Raw genomic sequence first — 22,364 nt, forward strand, 5'->3', positions numbered from 1 at the left:
TGTTACACCATAAATTAAATGCCTGAATTCCACTAACTTTCCCCTTCTTCTGCAATAATATTTTTAAGTTGGTTCAATTTTTCTTGATGTTGCTGGGCCTCACGCATAAATTCTTCACCTGCGTGGATGTCCATCAATTCATCGATCCGCATTTGCATCTCATGAAGCCTGCCGGGATTGTTTTCATCAGAAGAATTATCGGCATACCATGAAGCTTCTAAGTAATTCAATAAAGTAATACTTCTTTCAATCGGAAAATTTTCCGCATCCCTGACAGCCAAAGCCTCTTGAAAATAGCTAAGTGCTTTTACAAAGTTATCTGACCTTACAGCTTGTGGGTATTTCATCAAAGCGTTCCCATAATGGGTACAGACTCTGGCATAATCGTAAGGGAATTCTTCTTTGGTAAAAATGGTCAAGGCCTCTGCAAAGCACGAAGCTGAAACTGCCGCCCAAACACTTTTCTTTTTCGCTTCATCAGGGATTTCTGAATAAATGATCCCTAAGCTTTCTTGAATCTCTGCATAGGCCAAGGGGAAATATTCCTTCGTAAAAAACCTACTGGCCTGTTGATAGGCTTCCATAGCCGGTTTAAAAAACTGAGGATTGCCTTTTTGAGACCAAGTGGTTAGCAGTCTTGCCTTTTGCAATAAGGCTTGATGGGCAAATTCTTCCATTCCCTCTTCCTGAAAAAGCTTGATGGCTCTGGTATAGTAGCCCAATGCTTCTGAAAAGCTTTCAGAAAAGCTGGCTATCATCCCAGCGTCCAAAAGACATTGCGCTTCTTCTACTTTAAACCCGTGAATATCATAGTAGGTGACGCATTGCCACAACTTATCTTTTAATACTGTCAAACCTTTCTCATCATAAGGAGGGCTTAACAACTGCGTGGATAGATGGGCCAATGTAGCCTGTATTTTCATTTTTCCTTCTTGGGAAATTTCTGCTGTATGAATTCTTCTCAATTGTCCCTCCGCTTCAGCAAATCTCCCTTCATCAAACAGATAATTGAAATAATGAAAGGCTGAAAATGCAGCGTATTCCTCAGTTGGGGCAGACATCGTAGCTTCCTGGTAATAATAGTCCACTTTAGAGGCATCTTTTACATGGCCATAATGTCTTACCACGGCATGATTATGCATCAGCCTATAGTCATCAAACTCCTCATAACTCTCTACAGAAATCAGCCGAGGATCTATTTCGCCGCCTTCCATCAAACCGATAATGATTTGAAATTCTGATTTTAGTGTCGGGGAAAATGAAATAAGTTGCAAGGATTTCTCAAATTCTCCCAATCTTATCATGACTAAGGCCAAAAGTGCCTTTTCACTGAATAAAATTTTTTCCGGAAGGAGATAGGGAGGCATTGCATTTTGCCAATCAACAGGCAGGGTAATATACCCTTTATCCACGATAAGATGGTTAGCAGATGCTGAAGGCTTAATGGTCTCAATATCTGCAAATGTGAGCCATTCTTGAATTTTAAAATCGAAATAAACGGCATCTTTTATTTCTTCCCATAAGCCAATGTGACAGAATAACTTGATCATAAAATATGTATTTCTAAAATACCTTCTTTTTCGTCAAAACTATATTTCAGCACCTGATTTTCTTGAGATAAATCAGGATGATCTGCAAAAAACTCTTGTAAGGAAATTGATTTGTCCCCTTTAATATTCTTTTGTTTGACAAATAGCATAATGGGTTTAAACTTTGCCTTAAACGCCTTATTACTTGCCTTTGTCAAAAGAATTTTCCTTTCTTCTGGCATCATCGCCGCATAGGTTTGTCTTTCCTCACCAATCACCTGGTTTGCCAAATCATTTTGGATAATCAGGTGTTGATTTTGGAGTTGAACAGGAGTATCCAGTATTTTGCTTTGCTGTGGAATATTTTGATTGAAATCAAAGGCCCTTTCCATTTTTCTCAAATAGTTCTAAATCTTCAATAATTTTATTGGCCAAGTTGTGCGCAGATCGTTGGATGACTTCTGACATACCAACGCTTAATTTAGTATCTGTGATTGCTATCAAATAAACGGTGATATTGTCTTCAGGAAATTCATCCCTAAAGATTTTTTTGGCGTAGGAGAGCGCTTGGTCCCACTTGAGACTGTGCAGAAAAACCATGGGATCATCTTGTATGGCTGATTGGATCTCCTCAGCAGGCAATTTAAATAGACTTCCGTCTTCGTGGCCAGAATGTATGACACCGTCTATGAGTAAAATCCTATCATGATTTTTAAGCGAAAACAAGACCTCGAAGGCTGAAGTCCCCATATCAATAATGGTCAAGTGCTCATTAACAGGATTCAACTTATCTTTTAATAAGCGAATTACCTCACAACCTACAGCATCATCACTTCTCACAGGGTTACCAAATCCAAGTATGGCAGTTTTTATCATGATTTCTAAAAGAGTAAATAACAGTGGAAATCCCTAAAACTTGACAAATGCCAAGTTATGAAAATAAAAAAGTGGAAGCCTTTCCAGGATTCCACTTTTTAGCTGGGGAAGGCATTATAATTTAAACTTGGTCAATTCTTTTCCACTCTTTCCATCATGGGCATGAACTGTACATACAAGGCAGCTATCAAAGGACCTCGCCACCATACCCACTTCTACGGGATCATGCGGATCTTCGATTTCAGTTCCCTCGAGCGCTGCTTCGATAGGGCCAGGGTTTCCTTTACCATCATTTGGGCCTACATTCCATGTGGTTGGGGCCATCACTTGATAATTTTCAATCACACCATTTTTGATCTCAACCCAATGTGCCAAAGCACCACGGGCCGCTTCAGTTGCTCCCCATCCTTTTCCATCTCTTTCTTCTGGCTTGATGTAGAATTCACCGTCCAGATCTATCTGACTGAGCCATTCATTCAAATATTCATAGATTCTTGGGGCCTCATGAAGCCGGGCCAAAGTTCTTGTAAATACAGAAGGTCCTAATTTATCCATGATATCCAAAAACAAAGGGTCTCTGTTTTGGTGCTCCAAATTATCAGGATTTCCTGCCATAATCACCCTGGATAATGGACCTGCTTCAGCAGCAAACCCCATATATCTCGGAGCTTTAGACCAACTATACTTACCTGAAAAATCAGTATTTTCCAGATTCTGAGAAGGTACCGGTGTCGGAATAGGCTCATCCCAAGGGTGGGCAGGTGGAACTTGTTTGTACCAAGCGTGATCCACATGCTCCTGAATATCCAGATGGTTTAAGCGGTGAAATTTGGATCCATCATAAAATCCTCCAGCTGAAATAACCGCATCATTCCTCCCCTCTATGGTCGGATGATTATATCTATCCTTGTGCAAATAAGTACCATAGGCGATAAATTTGCCTACTCCCTGTCCAAACTTATCTATTCCAAATTCTAGACCGGCTCTGATAAACAGTCCCAAATCACTATTTCTCTGACTTTCATTTTCCTCTACCCAGGCCAACATATCATCCCATGATTTTATTTGTAAATACCTTTCTATAGAGCCGCCTAGGAAGTTTGTCTCCAACCATCTGTTTCTGAAATGATTCAGGATTGCATGTGCTCTTGTGATATCTTTCAAGGTGGGGGCGCACATTACACCTCCTGGAACCATATAAGAGGAATGTGGCCATTGTCCTCCAAAAATAGCATAGACCTCCACCGGCAAAGCAGAGGCAGTTAAGCCAGTTTGAAAGGAAGTACCCACATATGCTGCAAATCTTTTGGTCACTTCTTCATATAGCGGCTTATTCGCAAACTTTTTATTGGCCATATCGGTGGCAAAAATGGCATAAAACCACCTTGGTATACTCTGTAGCGTCTCAGTAGCCTGTCCTATAGCCCTTAACAAAAGGGCATTTGGAGTGAGCTGTGTCTTCCATATGGTATCTAAGGCAGAGGAGGCACAATACAGGTGTGACCCACCACATATCCCACAAATTCTTGGGGTGACTATTAGCCCAGACTGAGGGTCTTTTCCGGCCATGATTTGTTCAAAACCACGGAACATGGCAGCCTGGGTATGTGCTCTTGTCACTACCCCGTTTTCCATATACACTTTTACGTCCAAGTCTCCTTCTACACGTCCGACCGGAGATATATTTAATTCTTTATATGTTGACATTGTTTTGGTTATTTTGAGCTTTCAAATTGAGGTCTTGTTCCTACAATCACCTTATCCAGGGTACCCATCGCTTTTTCAAATCCGGCTCTCGCATAGTACCCTGCTTTGGTATTACCGGCCGGGACTGACTTTGGTAAAAAACCCAAGTATTTCATGGTTTTGAAAACAGAGCCTTTTACAAGATCATTGTGAGGGAAGCCAGGCTCTGTACAGCCTAAGCAAGGATGGTTTGCCCTGGTCTTACTGGATTGGCGGTTCCATAATATACGGTTACAACTAGCACGGGTCATGGGACCTCTACAGCCTACTTCGTAAAATAAGCATCCGCCCCGTTTACCGAACTGACCATCCACTTTTTGGGCAAATGAAATGGCATTTGGACAACCTGTCTGAACAAAATCGGTGAAGAAGGTTTTAGGTCGATGAAACTCATCCAATAAAACGTCCCCTATTCTTCCTGTAGAAATGGCTACTAAAATTTGGGTAATCCAATCAGGGTGCGCGGGGCATCCTGGGATATTGATTACCGGTAATCCTCCTTTGGAAACATAATCAGCACCCAAAAAACCTCCTTTCTCTTTTTTGAGAAATTGCATTCCGGTACTTTCAGAAGGATTTGGCGGCACCGCTGGAATACCTCCCCAAGTTGCGCAGTCACCTATCGCGACCACATAGCCTGAAACTTTGGACAAGTCTTTGATCCAATCCATCATAGGCCTTTCAGCAAAATAATTCATCGTACCGGTTCCGTTTGGCCCTTGTACGATGGAACCTTCATAAACCAGAATATCCAGTTGGGTTTTACCAGCAACGATGCTTTCCAAAAGGTCAGAGACCTGATGGCCTATTTCAAGACCTATAGATGGATGCCAGAGAATATTGACACCAAAATCGGTTACCAATTCCACTACAGTTGGCTCCTCTGCATTTAAAAAAGACATGGTGTTACCACTACATGCCCCTCCTTGCAACCAAAGAACATTTGCCATTTAAGTTGTTGTTTTAGGTTAAATTGTTAAATGAAATTCACTTGATCACAAAACAAAATATTGAAATCAAGCAATGATATCAAATTTAAAAATTCTCAATCAAATTAGAAAGCGTTTCCTAATTTTTTTTGAATATTTTTTTCTAATTTTTAGAAAAATTTTTCTAAAAATTAGAAAAATGATAACTGAGAGGGTTTTGAAAGCATACTAATCTTAAATCCTTGGATTTTATCAGTTTATGTAATAAAAAAGAGCTTAGATAAGAATGGGATATATATAAGCCACAAACTCTTCTTCTCCCCTGTCTGTCAGGTAGGGTGTCATTTGACTCCAAACGGCCTCTTTGAAAAGTTTCTCCTCAGCTGGAAGCCCTCTTAATATTCTCTGCGGTAACCAAAAAATTATAGACATCCAGATATTACTGGAAAGTAACTCATTCATTTCATCAGATTGAGGAACAAGGACACCCCGCTGAACATCAAATTCAATCCTGGATTTGACCTGTAATAACATCCGGTTGGAATACTTGTGCCATTTCTCCAGGATATCTGGATAATTTCGCTCTATCTCAAACATGTCCGTAAAGAAAAAGCGGTACTTCATGAAAAAAGCATAGTATTGCTCGAGATTTCTGTCCAGTCCTTGAAAGTTCTCTATAAAAAGATAATCAGACAATATTTCAGAGAACTCACTAAAAATGAAGTCATAGACATGAGAAACTATTGCCTCTTTGTTTTTAAAGTGATAAGCTAAGTTTCCTACGCTTATATCCGCAGCATCCGCTATCTGTTGCAACCTTACATTGGCTACCCCATGTTCATTAAAAGTGCTTATCGCTGCTTCTAAAATTCTGTCTTTAGTTTTAGACATTTTCCCAGCTGTTAATTATAATCCAAATTTAATAACCCCTCTTTGATCATCAATGTTCCCCGTTGATCTTTTGCTTCTTGTCGCCTAAACAACTGGGACATAATTTCCGCCTTTTTTCTATCTGATTGGACTGTAATGTTTCGGACCAAGAACTTTAAGGGTTGTTTATGATGTGCAAAAACAAGATCTATTCTAAAAGCTCCTCTTCGGTAAATCAACCTGTCTATTACAGCAGTATCTACAAGCCATTCGTTGGATCGCAAGAAATTAAATTCTGTCTCGTTTCCCAATCTATCCTCATACAATGATAATTGATTGATGGAGCGAAGTAACCAATTATACGTTTGAAAATCTAAAACCGGATTTTTTTTCATAGTTCATGTATTATAACCCTATTTTCAAATTCTTCTATTCCTGTATCCGTAAAGTAAGGCCTCAACAAAAACCAAACCATTTCCAGATAGCTACTTTTATCCAATTCTTCTGCACCTGTTACTGCCTGCCTACTGATCCAACTTTCACTGGCCCAAACCAAAAGCGAGGACATTTTTTGTACGAAATCCTGATTCCCTTTTGAGTCCAAAGCCCCCCTTGCTTCATTGAAAACCAACATTCCTTGCAATTGTAGCTCTTGCCAGGTCAAATGTTCCCTGTATTGCTTCGAAATGTTTTCATACAACCTGGTCAAGTCCAGAGCATCTTTGTAAAAGAACACATACCGTTTTTGTAAGTCAAAATTAGAATTGAGAAAACGGTTAAAATCTTCAAAAAGTGGCAAAACACGAAATTCAGACAGTAAAAGCTTTTGTTCTTCCACAAAGTCACTGAATAAGGCATAAAGAATATCATTTTTTGTTCTGAAATGGTAACCAATATTTCCCAAACTAAGCCCACAGACATCTGAAATGTGCTGTAATCTAACATTGACGAAACCATCCCTGTTAAAAAGTTTCAGGGCTACCTCCTTAATTCTTGTTTTGGTATCTTTCCTAGGCATTGTAATCGGGAATTTAGTCTTCAGGCATATGCTTCACACTAGGTTTGACAATCAAACGGCTTTGGCTCGAAGGAAGTCAATCAATAAGTTCAACCCCTGAAATCAACAACTCATTTCCCTGGGTTACCTTATTGGTAGGTTTATTACAAGAACAAACAAACTTATAATTAACCACTTCCGATTCTTTATTACATTCATCGCAATGTACTAAAATAGGCAATACTTCAATACAAAGCTCGCAATCCCTATACTCTTTTCTTTCTGTAGCCACTACCGCTTCAAATGCATTTTGCATCAAAATGGGCTCAACATTGGAAAGTAGCCCAACTTTCATATGGATCTTTTTAATTCTTTTTCTTTCCTTTTCCGGATAGACTGAGTCAAGGGATCCGAAAATATTTTTGACCAATGATATTTCGTGCATGATTAGTTATTAATATTTTTTCTCTTTGCAATTACCTCTCTTATCCTGACAGCGCTTTGATAATCTTCCTTTTCCAGTACCTTTTGTAAGAGGTTCTCCAATTCTTCCATGGTATACGAAGAAAAGGCAGTTCGCTTGCTTTCCCCTACATAAATGTCCATATCTATGCGTTGTTCCTCCAAAAGTTGCTTAGGAATTAAGATCGGGCTATCAAACCTTAAGGCTAAGGCAATAGCATCAGATGTCCTGCTGTCCACGCACAGCTCCTTACGCTCAGCCGTTTTGAAAACAATTTCGCTCTTAAAAATATTATCCTTGATCTCTTTAATCCAAACATATTCCACTTTGGCGTGAAACAAACTCACCACATCGAAAAAAAGGTCATGGGTAAGTGGCCGCTGGGTTTTAATCTGCTCCAAAGCAACCCCAATGGATAAAGCTTCAGCCTCGCCAATAAGCAAAGGAAACCTGTTTTTTTTATCCAAGTCCTCCAAAATCAAAGCGAATTTACCAGGGAAATTCGTACTTGGTGACATGGCAACGATAAAAACTTCCACCAATTCTAAAGTATCCTTCATTTAGCTGTAAGTTTTAATAAATCCACATAGTTCCTCAAGGTCATCAAACGGAGCGATGACATCACCCAAATGGATGAGCTTATAAAGAGCAGGGCCTTCTACCTCAATTACATAGCCATTCTGTGTCTCGATATGCTTCCCATGCTGAGTCAAAACCGGCAGGTTAAATTGCTTCATCATTTCTAACAAGCTCTCTGTCCCATTCATATGTTAACCTTTTTAAGACATTTGTAAATCACACAATACGATCCGATGATTACCTGTATCAGCAATTACTATTTGATTTTTCGCAGGAAACATACTAAAACTGAAAGGCCAGTACAGAGACTTTTCAGTGCCAAATACTGTCTCCCCAAATTCACTGCCCGTATAAAAATCCGGCTTACCAATCAAAGCGTCCGCAGATACACCATGCTCTTTAGGAATTTTTTCAAACCAGAGAATTCTCGAATTCCCTGTATCATTTACAAAAACCCCCTCTTTGTAAAATCCTGCAAAATAACACCAATTCAATGTATTTGGACCTGGTGATAAGCCAAATTGGTTTTGCCCATTGGACTCAAAATTGGGTTGGCCAACAAGACATGTCGCTTGCTGATTTAACGAATCTTTCCAATGATTCCAAAGGAGGACCCTATAGTACTGTGTATCTGTAATGGCCAACTCTCCTTTTGGCCCAAGGGCAACTCCATAAGGCCAAATGGCATTCTCTGGATCATAGCTTCTACTTTCCAAATTTTTTTGGCCAATAACCGCATCTGCCGCTTGCCCTGAACATTCAGGGATTTGATTAAAAACCAGTACCCTTCTATTACCGGTATCAGCCACAAATAATCTTTCATCATGCACAGCTATCCCGTATGGCCAATAAAGAGATTCAGCGGAAGGGTCTGAGTTAACTCCTTTTCTATTGGGTAGGTTACCTTGAAAATCCTCCTGACCCAACACAACATCCGCAGGTTGATGATTTTGCTGAGGAAATTCCTTCCATATCAAAACCCTATGGTTCCATGCATCTGCTACAATTAACTTTTTCCCATCAGTCCATACTGCCGAAGGATATTGAAGGGATTGGGCAGAAGCTTCTCCACCTTCATTTCTACCGGTATTCTTTAAATCAGATTGACCGATAATCAAATCTGGTTTTTGCTTTTCACTCTTGGGAATCTGATGCCAAATGAAAACCCTGTTTTGCCCTGTATCAGACACCAATAGTTTATTGCCATGAACATATACTCCTCTTGGGGCAAGAAATGGACTCTCCGTATCCCCTAAAAAAAACTTACTTTTACCCTCAATTATTGGAATTTCCTTAGCAGGGCTTACGGAAGGAGCAGGAGCTCTTTTCAAGGTAATATTCAGCACTATATTTGGTTCTTTTTTATCCATATCAACAAATTCTCGGCAACTGCTCCCCAACCAACATATTGACAACCCTTCTCCCTCCAATTTGACTATGGAATACCACCTGACCGGGATGTTGGTCGGCAACTTCTCCAATCACTGCTGCATGCAACCCATTTTCCCAACTTTTTAATTTTTGGACCACCTGATCCGCAATAGAAGCCTCTACAAATGCCACAAAAACTCCTTCATTGGCTACATATAGTGGGTCCAAACCCAATAATTCACAAGCTCCTGCGACTGATTCATCTACGGTGATGTCTTTTTGGTGAATGGCAATTCCTTTGGATAGAGACTGGGAGACCTCATTCAAAATGGTGGACAATCCGCCTCTGGTAGCATCCCTTAAAAAGTGAATTCCATTTCCAAAATCTTCCAAAAGCTGCTCTACTATATGATTGAAATGACAGGTATCACTTTCTATATCGGATTCGAATTCCAAGCCCTCCCTCACACTCATGATGGCAATACCGTGCCTTGCAATATCATTGGATATAATCACTTTATCCCCTGTTTTGATTCGGTCAACCGATATAGCTGCTTCTGGATGTACCTTTCCAACACCACTTGTGTTGATAAAAATCTTATCCCCTTTTCCACGCTCTACTACCTTGGTGTCCCCTGTTACTATTTTGACTCCGGCATGATCTGCTGCCTGTTTGATATGCAATAATATTTCCCAAAAATCACTTACCCGTAAACCTTCCTCAATGATAAAAGACAATGAAATAAACGCCGCTTTGGCGCCACACATACAAAGGTCATTCACCGTCCCATTGATCGCCAGTTCCCCAATATTTCCTCCCGGAAAAAATATGGGAGAAACCACATAGCTATCTGTGGTAAATGCCATCTTTCCAGGAGTTACGTCAAAGACAGCCCCGTCATGTTGCTTGTCGAGGTATTCATTGGAAAGGACATCAAAAACCCCCGCATCCAGAAGTTTGTGGGTAAGCATGCCCCCACTACCATGTCCCATAGTGATGATCTCAAAATCTAGCTTGGGCATTGGACAAGATGCCGATAAAATACTTTTATAATCCGACATAAATTAAATTTATTCTGGTTTTAAGTGTCAGGCTTCAGTTAACTGACCGCTGATTTTGGAAAAATGGTAATAAGCAGCACAGGCGCCTTCACTGCTTACCATAGGCGCACCAAGTGGTCTTTCCGGTGTACAACCTTTTCCAAACTGTGGGCATTCATGTGGTTTCTTTATCCCTTTCAAGACCTGACCTGCAATACATTCCGGGTTTTCCTCCACTTTGGGTATTTTGATAGAGAATTTTTTATTGGCATCAAATGCTGCATACTGCTCTTTTACTTGATATCCACTTAAGGGGATATTCCCCACTCCTCTCCATTCCCTATCCGTAATTTCAAAAACCTCCTCAATCACTTTTCTTGCCTCCGGATTGCCCTCCGGCCTGACTACTCTGGCATACTGGTTTTCAAGTTTATGCTCACTTTTTTCTAATTGCTTGACTACCATTAATATCCCATGCAAAATATCTACAGGCTCAAACCCTGTAACGACAATAGGTACTTGGTATTTCTCTACCAGAGGGCCATATTCCCCAATTCCCATAATTGTACATACGTGTCCTGCTGCAAGAAAACCCTGTATATTTACCAAATCATCATTCATCACAGCATCTATAGCTGGAGGCACAAGGACATGAGAAGCCAGAATGGAGTAATTTTCCAATCCCTCCCTGTGGGCATGAAGCACAGAAAGGGCATTGGCAGGCGCAGTGGTCTCAAAGCCCACCGCAAAGAAAACCACCTGTTTATTAGGATTATCCTTGGCCAATTTCACAGCTTCCAAAGGAGAATACAATATCCTTACATCCGCTCCCTTGGACTTGGCTTCCAATAAACTATCTGTAGACCCCGGCACCCTTAACATATCTCCAAAGGAACATAAAATCACCTTTTCTTTAAGCGCCAGATAAACTGCTTTATCTATCAGGTGCATGGGCGTCACACAAACCGGACAACCTGGTCCATGAACCATGGTAATTTCTTTGGGAAGCAATTGGAGCAATCCATTTTTCACAATACTGTGGGTCTGTCCTCCACACACTTCCATGATCATCCAAGGTTTTGTACAGGATTGGCGTATTTCATCTAAATATTTCTTTACCAATTCAGGATTTCTGTATTCCGATAGGTATTTCATTTCGATCAGATTTTGTGGTTAAGTGAGTTTATTGTTTTTAGAGCAAGAAATTTAAAAATCAAGCCTTGCTTATAATATAACCTTAAGCACCATCCGCCGATTGGCTTTTACTTGAATTGATGGAAGGCAGGTCGTTCCTGTCGGTTTGGGTATGTTCGATCAATTCATCAATTTCACCAATCTGCTCTAGGTATTCGAATGATTTCATTGCCTCCTCCTCGTCCACAATACTGATGGCAACGCCAACATGGACAAGCACATAATCCCCAACTTTTGCTTGGGGAACCATTTCAAGGCTGGCCTGCTTTATAATGCCTCCAAATTGGATTTTAGCCATTCTGACCAGACCATCATACATGGTCTCTATACTTTTTATTTTACCGGGAATCGCCAAGCACATAAGATTTTATTTTAAGGTTTTGTGATCTATTTTTTATATGATACCAGGCCATTTGGCCAAGGGATATATTCTCGTCATTGGGTGACAACTGTTCATGGAATAAAAGTTGATATTCATCCCCCAAGTATTGCTGAAGCAAATCAACCAAAAGGGCATTTTGGAAAACTCCTCCTGAAAATCCAATTTTCCTACAAGATGTATTTTGGATGACTTGAGAAATGATGTGAACCAAGGTCAGATGAAATTTGGCAGCAATAAGGCCTGAATCCAAGCCGTTTGACTTATCCTTTATTATTTGAGAAATTAAATCAGCACCCGAAATCTTATCTTTTACAATGGAATCCATAAAATAAGATTGGGTAGCAGCATGACCATTTGCGTCAAAGTAGTTCCTGGCCAATTGTTCCAATAGCATGGCGGCCTCCCCTTCATAGGTGTTGAAATCACAAAGCCCTAAGATGGAAGAGACCGCATCAAAAATCCTCCCCATGCTGTTGGTTTGGGCATGGCCACCTTTATCAAGCATTTTGGTATAAAGTACCCATTCGGTAGTAGAATACTTTTCTTTGAGGAAGTCAAGCGGTTCTCCTGTATGATAATAAAGCACCAAAGCCGAAAGTCGTGGTTCAATGGACATTTTGTCCCCCAGGATATAATCAAAATAGTCAAAAGAACAAACCCGCTCAAATTCTCCTGAATTGAAAACAAAAAATTCTGAGCCCCATAAAGCTTCATCATTTCCAAATCCCAGCCCATCCCAAATCACTCCCAAGATGGGTTCATCAGCATCAAGAGCAGCATGTTCCCAAAGCAAGGCGGCAAAGTGTGCTTCATGATGGGGAACTTCTGTAACATTCACATGAGGGAAATTGCCTGAAAACCTTCTGCTATGGTACAAAGGATGCTTATCCATCAATATTTGCTGAGGTTGGATACCAGTAAGGTCTAAAAACTTGGTCAAAGTGTCCAGGTATCTCTCCTGTGTATCAAAACTGTCCAGGTTTCCTAAGTACTGACTCACATAAACATTATACACATCCCAAAGTGCAAAAGTAGCTTTTAAATCAGCCCCTAATGCTAAAATCGGAAGCTCAGTTTTTATCCTGACCTTATTCCAAAAAGACGGGGCCAAGCCCCTGCTCCTTCTCAGAATTATTTTTTGTTGGGAATTTTCAGCAATGCGCAAAACGCTATCATCTTGAGGGAAATGGATTTCCCTATTGTGATAAATGACGGCATCGGCAATTCCGAGAAGATTTTGTATGGCTTCTTGATCTTTAAATTGCAAGGGGCTTAGGTGAAGGTTACCGCTAGTGGCAATAATCGGTTTGCCAACTTTTCTGGAAATAAGGAACATCAATGGGTCTGCAGGCAAGTAAACACCTAAAAGAGAAAGACCTGGAGCAACCCAAGCTTGAGTGCCATGAAGAGCAGTATATTCCTTCGGTTTGCAAAGCACAATGGGCCGGGCAGCTGACCTTAACAACTCTATTTCTTCATGTGAAACTGTGAAAAAATCTGAAAGCATATTTTCATCATGAACCATCAAGGCTAAGGGTTTTCTGGGCCTCTGCTTTCTTTTTCTGAGTAATTTTACAGCATCCGAATTGGTAGCATCTGTTAGCAATAAAAAGCCTCCTGTTCCCTTTACTGCAAGAATTCCACCTGATTGGATAATAGTTACGGCATGATCTACAAAATCAATGGGCTTAGAAATAGTAGGACCCGTTTCGGGAAAAATCCTCAAATCTATTGGACAATCAGGACATGAATTGGTTTGGGAGTGAAAGCGCCTGTCATGTTCGTCGTGATATTCATCCATACAAGAAGAACACATCTCAAAATTCCCCATGGATGAGCGATGCCTATCATAAGGAATGCCTCTTAGGATAGAATACCTGGGACCGCATTGTGTACAGGAAATAAAAGGATATTGATAGCGCCTGCTATTTGGATTTAACAACTCCGATTGACAGGACATACAAACTCCAAAATCTGGACTGACGTTGGCACTCTTACTCTCACCTTCTTGAGAGGGTAGAATCTGAAAATCCTTGGTAATGTCTCCTATGTTGGAAATTTGCTCAATCTGTAAATTGGAAATTACTGCCAGTGGCGAAAGCTTGGATTGTAATTCTTCCAAAAACTCATCGAGATCAAGTTTTGAACAATAGACTTCTACGGTTACTCCTTTGCTTGTATTGAATACCTTACCGCCCAAGCCCTTTGCTTGAGCAATGCGCGAAACGTGTGGCCTAAACCCCACTCCCTGCACCTGTCCTTCAATATGAACGCTCCAAAATGGCACTAGACAGCAACTGAATCTGATGATTTTTTCTCTTTGATTTTAGCTTTTAGCCAATTACACCAAGCCTCAATGCCCGTTCCGTCCAAAGAAGAAACTTCAATTACCTCGATACTGGGATTAATGGCCCTGGCATCATTGGTGACCGCCTCGACGCTAAATGGGAGATAAGGCAGAAGGTCTGCCTTGGAAACCAACATCATTTCGCTGGTCAAAAACATTTTAGGATACTTTTGAGGCTTATCATCACCTTCTGTGGTGGCAATAAGTGTAACCCTATAATCTTCCCCAAGATCAAAAGAGGCTGGACAAACTAAATTGCCTACATTTTCAACGAAGAGCACATCCAAACCGGAAATATCAAAACTCTTTAGAGCCTGCCACACCATCTGGGCCTCCAAATGGCAAATACCTCCCGTCACAATCTGTAAAGCTCTCCCTCCTACTTCCTTGATGCGGTCTGCATCTCTTTCCGTTTCAAGGTCACCAACAAGAATACCCATGCTTATCTCATCCTTTAATCGTTTGACTGTTTCTTGCATAAGTGTGGTTTTACCGCTTCCAGCAGATGAGGTGATGTTGATCATCAGCACTTTTTTTTCCGCCATCTGATTGCGGATACTCTCTGCCACAAAATCATTGGCCTGAAGCAAATGGATGGTGGTATTGTCACAGGTAATGGTACCCCTGACATTTTTACTGGACTTAGGTACTTTGGTATTGGACATAATGTAATCGTGTTTTTTTCCAATATACCATTAAAAAAACCTTAAGCAGTGATTTAGTAATTTTTTTCTAAAAATCATTTAGGCCTACCAACAGATGCCTTAACTTAAAAAAATGAAGAGGCTGTCTCAGAATAAATTTAAATTCACAGAATAGCCCCAAATGAGCGATAGAGGCCGATTTTCATTAAATCGGCCTCTGTTTTTTTGAATGCTGTTCAAAAATTCTTGTTTTGTGCCATTTCTTTAACTTTTTCATTTTCTATTTCGGTAATGGAAAATCCCTGCCTGTTTGAGTGACCAGAAGGCTTCTTTAAAGCTAACCTGCCTTTAATGCGGTCATTTTGGCGATGTTATGGGCTATTAAATGGAGTCCTGTTTCAATATCTACCTTGTCCAGTCCTCTGAGCATGTAGCGCTTCATTCCTTTGTTCTGCTTAAGGTGTCCGAAAACAGGTTCAACGTCTGTGGCCCTGCGTTTTCTTTTTTCCAGTCCCTGAGGTGAGGTCAGCCTTTTCTTTGCTTCGGATTTATATCTTTCAAGTTTTCTGTTTACCTCAATAGTCTTTTCATCCTTCATGGGTTTGCATGAAGCTGCCAGTGGGCATCCGGCGCACTTTGTTGCTGTATATTTTGCATACTCCTGTCTATATCCTGATGAAGTGGTTCTTATTCTGGTCCCGCTTCTTTCCATTGGCTGTCCGATTGGGCATATGTAAATATCCCTGATATTGTCATAGTGAAGATTGTCAAGCAGTCCACGTTCCCTGTTTTTTCTTCCCTCTTCTCTGAGTTCTTTATGGAAGTAGTTGTACTTCACGTATGCTTTGGTGCCGTTTTTTTCAAGTGCTGAGTAATTTTCTTCACTTCCGTATCCCGCATCTGCGGTAAGTGTCTCCGGATATGTACCGTAAAGATTATAGTACGATTCCAGGTGGGGAATGAGTGTATTGATGTCGTTGGCGTTCTGGTGTATGCTGTAGTTTACCACAAAGTGTCCGTGTGTGCTGAGCTGCAGGTTGTAGCCCGGTTTGAGCTGGCCATTTTTCATATGGTCTTCCTTCATCCTCATGAAAGTAGCATCCTGATCGGTCTTCGAATAACTGTTACGGCCCTGTAAAACCTCTTCTTTCTGTTCGTATTCGGCAAGCTTTTCCGGCCAGTTCTTTCCTGCATACCTGAGTTTCTGCTTTACTTTAGGATCAACTTCCTTGCCCTCAAGCGCTGCGTTGATCTTTTCAACTGTCTCCCGTACTTTCTCCGGACTTGGATTTTCAAACTTCTCTTCAGGCTGTCCGAGCTCATCTTTGGCCACTTTGGAAGCATAATCCCAGAGTTCCTCAAGCTGTCTGCTTATCCGTTCCCTGCTTTTCTTTATGGTTTTCCCCCATACAAAGCTGTACCTGTTTGCATTGGCCTCTATTTTGGTACCGTCAGTATATACCTTAAATCCGCACTGCGGATTTAAGGAAATAATTCAATCCTTGCTTGTTGCCATTCTAATATTGGCATCTGGCGTAGTGTATGCCCAGCAACCGGCCTTGCAGTATTTCAGGCCAAACGATAAAAACGGCCTGAATGTATTCGAGCCCTCAAAAGAGGATACAGTTATCTTTGATGGCCTCAAAGTAAGAGTAGGCGGTGATTTCGCCATGCAATTTCAAGGTATTAGGCAAAGCAATACGGCAGGTAACCTGACCAAACTGGGATCAGACTTCAATTTGCCGTCTGCCAACCTCAACCTGGACGTCTAGGTATTGGACGGAGTTCGCATGCATCTTAGGACCTATCTTTCTTCCAGAGCACACAACGAAGCATGGATTAAGGGTGGATACATGAGAGTGGATAATCTTGACTTTGTTAAACCTGGGTTTCTGGAGGGAGTGATGAAATATGCAAGTATTACCATAGGGTTAGATGAGTTCAACTATGGGGACGCACGTTTCAGGAGAACAGACAATGCCAGAGGTATTTTCAACCCCTTTGTGGGGAATTATCTTATGGATGCATTCTCGACCGAGGCATTCGGAGAGCTTACAGTTCAAAAGAATGGTTTATTGGCGGTGGTTGGGCTCACAAACGGTAAGCTCAATCAAAATGTAACGGTGAACGATAATACCGACAACAAGCCATCATTTTATGGCAAACTTGGATTTGACAAGCAACTTAATGAAGACTTCAGAGTGCGGTTAACAGGTTCCTGGTATATCAATAATGGTACATCAACTGGAACCTGGTTATATGGTGGTGACAGGGCAGGGACCAGGTATTATAATGTATTGTACACATTACCTGATGCCAATGGAGTTGCTGAAGGAGGTCCAAGAGATGGAAGGTTCAATGCCAGATTCACAAAACTTACCGCCTTACAGATCAATCCATTCATCAAATTCAAGGGACTAGAATTCTTCGGGATATATGAGTTGGCCAATGGCAACAATGAATTTACCCAGCCCCAATCAGATACTGAAGGGGGCTTCACACAGCTTGCCGCTGAACTTCTTTATCGGTTTGGTACAAATGAAAAGTTCTACATAGGTGGAAGGTACAATACAGTAAATGGCAAGATGAGAGAAAGTGCATCAGAGAACCTCGATATCAGCCGGATCAACTTTGGTGGAGGCTGGTTTATTTCAAAGAACGTTTTAACAAAAGTTGAGTACATGAAGCAGCAATATGAAGGCAATGCGTGGACAGGGCGTTTTGCCGGGGCTGAATTTAGTGGAGTCGTGGTTGAAGCGGTGATTAGTTTCTGACGGAACTCCCGTGTGGATGAGTTCACCCACACGGGGTTCTTTTCATTCCTGATCATTCCTGAATAAGAGATAACGACTTTAAAAATAAGCATCAACAGACCAAAATTTTTAGATGGAAAATAAATCTCAAACATCTACATATTGAGGTATTTGAAATACAAACCATCATTTTTGATATTAAAATCGAACATTCTGAACTAAATTCCGTAAATTCGCATTAGACTTTCTACAAAGTGCAACGTTTTAGAAAAATATCGGCCATCCTGCTTTCCATATTGGTGCTGCTCAGTTCCACGAGCTTCACCTTTGGTATGCATTTTTGCATGGGGCAGTTGGAGAGCATTGCACTTTTTTCCGGGGCTGAGCCCTGCGAAATGGCCACACAGAAATCACCTTGTGCCACGGATAAGCATGATCCAGATTGCGAACATCAGCAGGTCACTAAAAAGGGTTGTTGCGAAGACCAGACTGTAGTAATGGAAGGACATGAAGACCTTACCCAAGTGTCCAAAGTGGCGGTTCCTGACTTTCAAATGATCGCAGTTCTCTTCGCAGTGGTATCGTTTCTTTTTAGTGCCACTGCCGTTGATCACTATACGTTTAACGACTATTCCCCCCCATTGATTGAGCGTGACATACCTGTGCTCGTTCAATCCTTCCTTATTTGATTTTTGATGATCTGAACCTCCGATAATTTGATTACCGGCCGGGTTCAACTATGCTACGTGGTATGTTGGATTTATTCCATCAGACCATCAAACCATTGTATTCATCAAATAATCAAAATATGCTCAATTCCATCATCAAATTCTTTCTCGAGAATAAGCTCGTTACTGTTCTCGTATTGCTACTCATTGTAGCCTGGGGCATTGTTACAGCCCCGTTCAACTGGGAGGTGGGCTTCCTTCCCCGTGATCCCGTACCCGTAGATGCCATCCCGGATATTGGAGAAAACCAGCAAATCGTTTTCACCGAGTGGATGGGTCGTTCCCCGCAAGATGTGGAGGATCAAATCACCTATCCGCTCACCACGGCATTGCTGGGTCTTCCAGGTGTAAAAAGTGTGCGGAGTAGTTCAGCTTTTGGCTTTTCCAGCATCTACATCATTTTTAATGAAGACATTGAGTTCTACTGGAGCCGGTCACGGGTGCTGGAAAAACTCAACTCTTTACCGGCAGGTTTGCTTCCACCGGATGTGCAGCCAAAACTTGGCCCTGATGCTACCGCCCTGGGGCAGGTGTATTGGTACACGCTGGAAGGCCGGGACAAAGACGGAAACCCTACCGGAGGTTGGGATCTTCACGAACTGCGCACCATCCAGGACTATTACATACGCTACGCCCTCACTGCAGTGGAAGGGGTGGCAGAGGTGGCTTCTGTGGGTGGATATGTCAAAGAATACCAGGTGGATGTTGACCCTGCCGCTCTGAAAGCACATGGTGTTACGCTTATGGATGTGATGCAGGCCGTAAGGAACAGCAACATCGATGTAGGGGCCAACACCATTGAAGTAAACCGGGTCGATTATTTTGTCAGGGGCCTGGGCTATGTAGAAGAGCTGGCCGACCTGGATAAGGCCGTGGTGAAAGTAACGGACAATGTCCCGATCCGGGTAAAAGATGTTGCCAAGGTCAATATTGGTCCCCAACCAAGAAACATGAGCGGCATTCTGGACAAATCAGGAGCCGAAGCAGTGGGCGGTGTGGTCATTGCCCGCTACGGTGATAATCCGCTGAAAATCATCAATGCAGTAAAAGAAGAAATCAACTCCATAGCCGATGGCCTTCCGTCCAAAACACTGGCAGACGGCACGGTTTCTAAAGTAACGATAGTACCCTTCTATGATCGCACCGGCCTGATCTATGAGACCCTCGGCACATTGTATGAAGCCATCAGCCTGCAGATCCTGATTACTATCATAGTCATCATCGTGATGGTGTACAACCTGCGGGCTTCCATTCTGATATCCGCCCTGCTGCCATTGGCCGTGCTCATGTGCTTTATCTTTATGAAGTACTTCGGAGTGGATGCCAACATCGTAGCGCTTTCGGGTATCGCTATTGCCATCGGCACCATGGTCGATCTGGGGATTATCCTGAATGAAAACATTCTCCGGCACCTGGAAATTGCCCCGGAAGGCCAGTCCAAGTTAAAAACTGTCTATGATGCCACTACAGAGGTAGCTTCTGCCATTGTTACCGCAGTGAGTACCACCATTGTCAGTTTTTTACCAGTTTTCACCTTGCAGGCAGCTGAGGGTAAGCTCTTCGGGCCATTGGCCTACACCAAAACCTTTGCTTTGGTTGCTGCTCTGATATTTACCCTCATCATCATGCCTGCCTTTTCTCACTGGATATTCTCCATGAAAAAAGGCAAAGGCAAAACAAGTCTGTACCTGAATTACCTGTTACTCATTGCCGGCCCGGTAATAGCCTTCACCGTCTGGTCATGGGCAGGCTGGGTGCTGTTTGGTTTCGGGCTGGTGAACGTGCTGCTGCACCACTACCCTGATAGACTGGGAAAATACCGCGATCTGATGATGGTGGGCGTAACAGTAGTGACTGTAGCCTGGCTACTGACCACCGAATGGGTACCTTTGGGGGTATCCAATAGCCTGCTTGTCAATTTTCTGTTTATTGCTGTAATCCTCGGACTGATGCTTGGCACCTTCGCTTTGTTCCTCAGGCTTTACCCTAAAATACTCATGTGGTGCCTGGACAATAAGGGCTTGTTCCTGGTTATACCTGTTGTCATTATTTTATTAGGTGCCAATATCTGGCTGGGTTTTGACAAGGTATTCGGCTTTTTGCCAAAAGCAACAGAAAAATTAGGCTGGAACTTAAGGGAAACCCCGGGATGGACGGCTGTATCTGAAGTGTTTCCGGGCTTAGGCGAAGAGTTCATGCCGTCTCTCAATGAGGGTTCATTTCTCCTGATGCCCACATCCATGCCGCACTCCGGCATAGAAGTAAACCGTGAGGTACTGCAAAAACTGGATATGATGGTAACGGCCATCCCCGAAGTGGAAATGGTGGTCGGTAAAGCCGGCCGTGCGGAAACGGCCATTGATCCGGCCCCTATCTCCATGTTTGAAAATACCATCAGCTACAAAAGCGAATATGTTTCGGATATAGATGGAACCAAGCAACGCTTTCGGGTGAATGATGATGGTCAGTTTCTGCTTCAAAATGGAGACGTTTATGACCCGGAAACCATGTCCCCTGAGCAAATAGATATAAAGCATCTCACTCCTGATCCTGATGGAGAATATTTCCGCCAGTGGCGGGATCACATCAAAACACCGGATGACATTTGGGACGAAATTGTTGGTGTCGTCAATATTCCGGGCGTAACCTCCTCTCCCAAATTACAGCCTATTGAGACACGCCTGGTGATGTTGCAAACGGGTATGCGGGCCCCTATGGGTATTAAGGTGTATGGACCTGATTTGAAGACCATTGAAGAATTCGGCCTTCAACTCGAGAAATACCTGAAAGAAGTGCCATCGGTAAAAAGTGAAGCTGTCTTTGCTGACCGGATTGTGGGAAAACCTTATTTGGAGATTGACATAGACCGGGATCAGATTTCCCGCTACGGATTGAACGTACGGGACGTGCAAGACTATATAGAAACAGCCATCGGTGGCATGAAGCTGAGCACCACGGTGGAAGGAAGGGAGCGCTTTCCGATAAGGGTACGCTATGCCCGTGAATACCGTGATGATCCTTCATCCATTGAAAACATGCAGGTACCCACACCCTTAGGCAACTACATTCCGTTGGGTCAATTAGCGAAAATCACCTATCGCCCCGGGCCCGAAATGATCAGGGGGGAAAATAGCTTTTTGGTGGGGTATGTACTCCTGGACAGGCTCCCGGAATTTGCGGAGGTAACAGTAGTGGAAGATGCGCAACGCCACCTTCGCGAGAAAATTGATTCGGGCGAACTCATTGTACCTGCCGGGGTTCGTTATGAATTTTCGGGAAGCTACGAAAACCAGGTGCGGGCAGAGAAACGACTCGCAATTGTAGTCCCGCTATGCCTTATGGCCATTTTCCTGATCCTGTATTTTCAGTTTCGAGCCATCTCTACCACCTTATTTGTATTCTCAGGCATTGCTATGGCTTTTTCAGGTGGGTTCTTGATGCTCTGGCTGTATAGTCAGGGTTGGTTCATGGATTTTTCGGTCTTTGACACCAATATGAGAGAACTCTTCCAGATGAAGACCTACAACCTGAGTGTGGCCGTCTGGGTAGGCTTCATAGCACTGTTTGGAATCGCTACCGATGATGGCGTAGTGGTGGCTACTTACCTCAAGCAAAGCTTTGAGAAACGGGAACCTGAAAACGTGAAGGAGGTTCGCAAAGCTGTATTGGAGGCTGGTCAAAAGCGGGTACTCCCGGCCATGATGACCACCGCCACCACTTTACTGGCCCTCTTACCTGTACTCACATCTTCCGGGCGAGGATCCGACATTATGATACCCATGGCCATTCCTTCATTCGGGGGCATGATCATCGAAATTATGACGGTTCTGCTGGTGCCAGTCCTATACTGTTGGTGGGCAGAGCGCAAGATTAAACGCAATCCCAAAGTATTTACTGAATCATAAATAGAGGAAG

21 protein-coding genes and 1 pseudogene are annotated in these 22,364 nt (G+C 42.4%); 4 read left to right on the top strand and 18 right to left on the bottom strand.

What is annotated here, in order from left to right; all coding sequences use genetic code 11:
- Positions 1–32: 32 nt before the first annotated feature.
- The 18 genes and pseudogenes from FL972_RS14415 to FL972_RS14500 form a co-directional block, all read right to left on the bottom strand.
- Positions 33–1,550, bottom strand: coding sequence for a hypothetical protein (locus FL972_RS14415; RefSeq protein WP_144606330.1), 1,518 nt, complete (start codon positions 1,548–1,550; stop codon positions 33–35).
- Entirely contained in the window at positions 1,547–1,921 is a 375-nt protein-coding gene (locus FL972_RS14420; protein ID WP_130277233.1) for a hypothetical protein, read from the bottom strand. Before FL972_RS14420 ends, FL972_RS14415 begins: the two co-directional genes overlap by 4 nt.
- A complete protein-coding gene (locus tag FL972_RS14425) occupies positions 1,905–2,405 on the bottom strand; it encodes a hydrogenase maturation protease (protein ID WP_130277234.1) in 501 nt (166 codons plus the stop codon). Before FL972_RS14425 ends, FL972_RS14420 begins: the two co-directional genes overlap by 17 nt.
- Positions 2,406–2,519: 114 nt before the next feature.
- Positions 2,520–4,112, bottom strand: coding sequence for a nickel-dependent hydrogenase large subunit (locus tag FL972_RS14430; protein WP_130277235.1), 1,593 nt, complete (start codon positions 4,110–4,112; stop codon positions 2,520–2,522).
- An 8-nt stretch (positions 4,113–4,120) separates the two neighbouring features.
- Complete coding sequence (locus tag FL972_RS14435; RefSeq protein ID WP_130277236.1) at positions 4,121–5,101, bottom strand: NADH-quinone oxidoreductase subunit B family protein; 981 nt, start codon at positions 5,099–5,101, stop codon at positions 4,121–4,123.
- A gap of 255 nt (positions 5,102–5,356) precedes the next feature.
- Complete coding sequence (locus tag FL972_RS14440) at positions 5,357–5,971, bottom strand: TetR/AcrR family transcriptional regulator (RefSeq protein WP_130277237.1); 615 nt, start codon at positions 5,969–5,971, stop codon at positions 5,357–5,359.
- An 11-nt stretch (positions 5,972–5,982) separates the two neighbouring features.
- Complete coding sequence (locus FL972_RS14445) at positions 5,983–6,345, bottom strand: hypothetical protein (RefSeq protein WP_144606332.1); 363 nt, start codon at positions 6,343–6,345, stop codon at positions 5,983–5,985.
- Positions 6,342–6,968, bottom strand: a complete 627-nt coding sequence (locus tag FL972_RS14450) for a TetR/AcrR family transcriptional regulator (protein ID WP_130277239.1) — start codon at positions 6,966–6,968, stop codon at positions 6,342–6,344. The genes FL972_RS14445 and FL972_RS14450 overlap by 4 nt, the downstream gene beginning before the upstream one ends.
- A gap of 76 nt (positions 6,969–7,044) precedes the next feature.
- The gene (locus FL972_RS14455; RefSeq protein WP_130277240.1) at positions 7,045–7,392 is read right to left on the bottom strand and encodes a hydrogenase maturation nickel metallochaperone HypA/HybF; all 348 of its coding nucleotides are present in this window, start codon (positions 7,390–7,392) and stop codon (positions 7,045–7,047) included.
- A 2-nt stretch (positions 7,393–7,394) separates the two neighbouring features.
- Positions 7,395–7,970, bottom strand: a complete 576-nt coding sequence (locus FL972_RS14460; protein ID WP_130277241.1) for a bifunctional nuclease family protein — start codon at positions 7,968–7,970, stop codon at positions 7,395–7,397.
- A complete protein-coding gene (locus FL972_RS14465) occupies positions 7,971–8,177 on the bottom strand; it encodes a hypothetical protein (RefSeq protein ID WP_130277242.1) in 207 nt (68 codons plus the stop codon).
- Positions 8,178–8,189: 12 nt separating this feature from the next.
- Complete coding sequence (locus FL972_RS14470; protein WP_144606334.1) at positions 8,190–9,359, bottom strand: NHL repeat-containing protein; 1,170 nt, start codon at positions 9,357–9,359, stop codon at positions 8,190–8,192.
- Position 9,360: 1 nt separating this feature from the next.
- The gene (gene hypE, locus FL972_RS14475) at positions 9,361–10,422 is read right to left on the bottom strand and encodes a hydrogenase expression/formation protein HypE (protein WP_144606336.1); all 1,062 of its coding nucleotides are present in this window, start codon (positions 10,420–10,422) and stop codon (positions 9,361–9,363) included.
- A 27-nt stretch (positions 10,423–10,449) separates the two neighbouring features.
- Entirely contained in the window at positions 10,450–11,556 is a 1,107-nt protein-coding gene (gene hypD, locus FL972_RS14480; protein WP_144606338.1) for a hydrogenase formation protein HypD, read from the bottom strand.
- A gap of 82 nt (positions 11,557–11,638) precedes the next feature.
- On the bottom strand, positions 11,639–11,956 hold the full coding sequence (locus tag FL972_RS14485) for a HypC/HybG/HupF family hydrogenase formation chaperone (protein WP_144606340.1): 318 nt from the start codon (positions 11,954–11,956) through the stop codon (positions 11,639–11,641).
- Positions 11,934–14,264 (bottom strand): carbamoyltransferase HypF, encoded by a 2,331-nt coding sequence (gene hypF, locus FL972_RS14490; protein ID WP_186300123.1) that lies wholly within the window; start codon positions 14,262–14,264, stop codon positions 11,934–11,936. Before hypF ends, FL972_RS14485 begins: the two co-directional genes overlap by 23 nt.
- A complete protein-coding gene (hypB, locus tag FL972_RS14495) occupies positions 14,264–14,989 on the bottom strand; it encodes a hydrogenase nickel incorporation protein HypB (protein ID WP_144606344.1) in 726 nt (241 codons plus the stop codon). The genes hypF and hypB overlap by 1 nt, the downstream gene beginning before the upstream one ends.
- A gap of 316 nt (positions 14,990–15,305) precedes the next feature.
- Positions 15,306–16,430: pseudogene (locus tag FL972_RS14500) on the bottom strand (IS1182 family transposase); the annotation flags it as partial.
- A 40-nt stretch (positions 16,431–16,470) separates the two neighbouring features.
- On the opposite strand from FL972_RS14500, the gene FL972_RS19720 reads away from it, so the two are divergent.
- From FL972_RS19720 to FL972_RS14515, 4 genes are all read left to right on the top strand, one after another.
- Positions 16,471–16,740 (top strand): hypothetical protein, encoded by a 270-nt coding sequence (locus FL972_RS19720; protein WP_317129949.1) that lies wholly within the window; start codon positions 16,471–16,473, stop codon positions 16,738–16,740.
- A gap of 3 nt (positions 16,741–16,743) precedes the next feature.
- Positions 16,744–17,742: a hypothetical protein gene (locus tag FL972_RS14505; RefSeq protein WP_317129950.1), complete on the top strand. Its 999-nt coding sequence runs from the start codon at positions 16,744–16,746 to the stop codon at positions 17,740–17,742.
- Positions 17,743–17,975: 233 nt separating this feature from the next.
- Positions 17,976–18,410, top strand: a complete 435-nt coding sequence (locus FL972_RS14510) for an HYC_CC_PP family protein (RefSeq protein ID WP_250161361.1) — start codon at positions 17,976–17,978, stop codon at positions 18,408–18,410.
- Positions 18,411–18,529: 119 nt separating this feature from the next.
- The gene (locus tag FL972_RS14515; RefSeq protein WP_144606390.1) at positions 18,530–22,354 is read left to right on the top strand and encodes an efflux RND transporter permease subunit; all 3,825 of its coding nucleotides are present in this window, start codon (positions 18,530–18,532) and stop codon (positions 22,352–22,354) included.
- Positions 22,355–22,364 lie beyond the last annotated feature (10 nt).

It is taken from the genome of Algoriphagus algorifonticola (assembly GCF_007655305.1).
In the GTDB taxonomy this organism is placed as follows: Bacteria; Bacteroidota; Bacteroidia; order Cytophagales; family Cyclobacteriaceae; genus Algoriphagus; species Algoriphagus algorifonticola.

Coding starts and splice junctions, on each gene's coding strand:
- hypD (WP_144606338.1), bottom strand. CDS start 11,556: ATGAAATACCTATCGGAATACAGAAATCCTGAATTGGTAAAGAAATAT.
- FL972_RS14445 (WP_144606332.1), bottom strand. CDS start 6,345: ATGAAAAAAAATCCGGTTTTAGATTTTCAAACGTATAATTGGTTACTT.
- FL972_RS14515 (WP_144606390.1), top strand. CDS start 18,530: ATGCTCAATTCCATCATCAAATTCTTTCTCGAGAATAAGCTCGTTACT.
- FL972_RS14420 (WP_130277233.1), bottom strand. CDS start 1,921: ATGGAAAGGGCCTTTGATTTCAATCAAAATATTCCACAGCAAAGCAAA.
- FL972_RS14460 (WP_130277241.1), bottom strand. CDS start 7,970: ATGAAGGATACTTTAGAATTGGTGGAAGTTTTTATCGTTGCCATGTCA.
- FL972_RS14455 (WP_130277240.1), bottom strand. CDS start 7,392: ATGCACGAAATATCATTGGTCAAAAATATTTTCGGATCCCTTGACTCA.
- FL972_RS14440 (WP_130277237.1), bottom strand. CDS start 5,971: ATGTCTAAAACTAAAGACAGAATTTTAGAAGCAGCGATAAGCACTTTT.
- hypE (WP_144606336.1), bottom strand. CDS start 10,422: ATGTCGGATTATAAAAGTATTTTATCGGCATCTTGTCCAATGCCCAAG.
- hypB (WP_144606344.1), bottom strand. CDS start 14,989: ATGTCCAATACCAAAGTACCTAAGTCCAGTAAAAATGTCAGGGGTACC.
- FL972_RS14485 (WP_144606340.1), bottom strand. CDS start 11,956: ATGTGCTTGGCGATTCCCGGTAAAATAAAAAGTATAGAGACCATGTAT.
- FL972_RS14435 (WP_130277236.1), bottom strand. CDS start 5,101: ATGGCAAATGTTCTTTGGTTGCAAGGAGGGGCATGTAGTGGTAACACC.
- FL972_RS14470 (WP_144606334.1), bottom strand. CDS start 9,359: ATGGATAAAAAAGAACCAAATATAGTGCTGAATATTACCTTGAAAAGA.
- FL972_RS14465 (WP_130277242.1), bottom strand. CDS start 8,177: ATGAATGGGACAGAGAGCTTGTTAGAAATGATGAAGCAATTTAACCTG.
- FL972_RS14450 (WP_130277239.1), bottom strand. CDS start 6,968: ATGCCTAGGAAAGATACCAAAACAAGAATTAAGGAGGTAGCCCTGAAA.
- FL972_RS14430 (WP_130277235.1), bottom strand. CDS start 4,112: ATGTCAACATATAAAGAATTAAATATATCTCCGGTCGGACGTGTAGAA.
- FL972_RS14425 (WP_130277234.1), bottom strand. CDS start 2,405: ATGATAAAAACTGCCATACTTGGATTTGGTAACCCTGTGAGAAGTGAT.
- FL972_RS14415 (WP_144606330.1), bottom strand. CDS start 1,550: ATGATCAAGTTATTCTGTCACATTGGCTTATGGGAAGAAATAAAAGAT.